General features: G+C 62.4%; 2 protein-coding genes and 2 pseudogenes. 3 read left to right on the forward strand and 1 reads right to left on the reverse strand.

The window, feature by feature from the left end:
- Positions 1–6: 6 nt before the first annotated feature.
- The 3 genes and pseudogenes from AC1DVA_RS27800 to AC1DVA_RS27810 form a co-directional block, all read left to right on the forward strand.
- Positions 7–747: a ribonuclease activity regulator RraA gene (locus AC1DVA_RS27800; RefSeq protein WP_476808038.1), complete on the forward strand. Its 741-nt coding sequence runs from the start codon at positions 7–9 to the stop codon at positions 745–747.
- A 174-nt stretch (positions 748–921) separates the two neighbouring features.
- Positions 922–1,263, forward strand: a pseudogene (locus AC1DVA_RS27805) (IS110 family transposase); the annotation flags it as partial.
- A gap of 77 nt (positions 1,264–1,340) precedes the next feature.
- Positions 1,341–1,597: pseudogene (locus AC1DVA_RS27810) on the forward strand (integrase core domain-containing protein); the annotation flags it as partial.
- A gap of 489 nt (positions 1,598–2,086) precedes the next feature.
- Here the strand turns inward: AC1DVA_RS27810 and AC1DVA_RS27815 are convergent.
- A partial coding sequence (locus AC1DVA_RS27815) for a lipocalin family protein (RefSeq protein WP_476808039.1) occupies positions 2,087–2,226 on the reverse strand: 140 nt, incomplete at its 5' end.

A 2,226-nucleotide genomic window follows, 5' to 3' on the forward strand; every position in this document is an offset into this window, starting at 1 on the left:
CAGCACATGTTCGACATTCCCACGATCAATCGTCCGGCGAAAGCTCTCGTGGACGGGCTTGCCAGCATCGGAACGGCTACCGCGTCGAGCGAACTCTACAAGATGGGTATCCGGAATCCGCTCATTACAGGCGCCGTGCYCCACTCTCGCGGCAAGGTCGTGGCCGGACCTGCCGTCACCCTCCAGTTCATGCCGAAACGCGAGGATCTCTACGGCGACGACGAATATGCCGATCGGGAGAAGCAGCTTCACAGGCATGCGCTTTATCACATCGAAGCTGGCGACATCGTCGTCGTAGACGCCCGTGGTGACCTGGAAAGCGGCATCTTCGGCGAGATGATGCTGACCTACTTCGCCGGCAAGGGCGGGAAAGGCATGGTCATCGACGGCGTCATCCGCGATGCCGCCAAGGCGTTCAAGCTCGATATCGGCTACTGGATGCGGGGCGTCAGCCCGAATTTTCATACGCAGACGACGCTTATGCCACACGCAGTGAACGTGCCGATCGCCTGCGGCGGCACCTATGTGAAACCGGGCGATATCATCATCGCAGACGATGACGGCGCCATCTGCGTGCCGATCGCCTATGCCGAGAGGCTGCTCCAAGCCGGCAGCCATCATGCCGAGTGGGAGGACTTCTCGCGCATTATGCTTTCGAAGGGCGGCGATCTTCGTCGCTACTACCCGCTCGCCCAGGAGGCCGAAGTCGAATACCAGGAGTGGAAGGCGCAACAGGAAAGCAGCTGAGGTCGCTGGCTGGCGACGCTGCTCCTGATTGTTCGCGCTGCTCCAACTCCCATTCATAAACGTCCGCTCTCTGCAGGACACCGAGGTCGGGAAGTGATGCTGTGGACGGCTCTCCACCCCTGCGGGAGCCTGAGCTCCTGCAAGGCAGGAGGAGCGCGTCATGTTCAAGGTTAGGCGCAGGTCTTGCCGTTTTTCGCCAAGCTGCCGGCGTGCCTGATCGGCATCGAAGCCTGCGCTACGGCGCACTATTGGGCCCGCGAGCTCGGCGCGCTGGGCCACCTAGTGAAGCTCATACCGCCGAGCTATATGAAGCCAAACGTAAAGCGGCAAAAGAACGATGCCGCCGACGCCGAGGCGATCTGCGAGGCCGTGACCCGGCCGATGATGCTCTTCGTGGAGGTGAAGAGCCCTGAGCAGCAAAGCGTGATGGTGCTGCACAAAGTCCGGCTGACTTTGATGTTCCAGCGCATCCAGCTGTCCAACACGATCCGGGGGCACATAGCTGAGTTCGGCCTGGTGGCGCCGATCGGGCGCGCGGGGCTGCAACAGCTGATCAAGCCGGAAGAGAGCGATCCATGCGTGCCGGATGAGGAGGGGTGTGCCTGGAGTCGTCGTTCAATGCAAGGCTTCGGGACGAGCTGCTCGACGGCGAAATCTTCTACACCCTCGCCGGGGCGAAGGTCGTCGTCAAAGCTGGCGGCACCACTTCAATACGGTGCGCCCGCATGGCTCGCTCGGATACAAGCCGCCGGCTCCGCACGTCTTCGTCCCCGCCATGGCCGCGCGGGCGGCTGCGCAACCCGGACCAGCTAMGCCGCCCGCGATAGCCTCCAGGCCAACCGTCCACTAACAATCGCAATGGACCAGCCAGCGAAGGCGGATCATTGGTCTTACCGGAGCCCGCGCCGGCGATGACAACCAGGGCGAGGAAGCCACCGCGCCGACACCATGGATCACTGCGCGCCGCTGGGCCGGGTTGAGCGCGTCGAGATAGCTGATCGAAGGCGTTCATGCCTTCATTTACCGAACCGGCCGCGCTCCTTCGGAGAACCGACCGCGTAGGAAGCCCACGGAAACTGCCCGATCGGCATCTCTCAGGAGCTCATCGCGGTTGTGAAGCAGAGCCCCGATGGCAGCCCGGGCATCGCCGTGGGACTCCGCCAAAAACGGAAGCAACTTGTTGCTCCATAGGCTTCGGAGCAGGCGCCTGTTTCGGCTCTGCCTCATCCAGCGCGACATGAGCTAGACAAGCCGCAATATTGGCAAGGCGCTATTAAAGCGAAACGGGATAGCGCTCGCTTGGTGCGGCACCTGATGGCATCGGCCCGATCGCGTATCATCACTGCTGGGTTCGCCTCAGCATACCCGTGTCGTATCCGAGCGCCTTCGCCCGCTCCACCAGTGTCGCATACTGGCGCGGGCTGACAGCCTGACTTCGGGTCAGTATCCAGAGATATCGACCCGAGGGCTCTCCAACGA

The organism is Allobosea sp. P4_C6 (assembly GCF_056402015.1).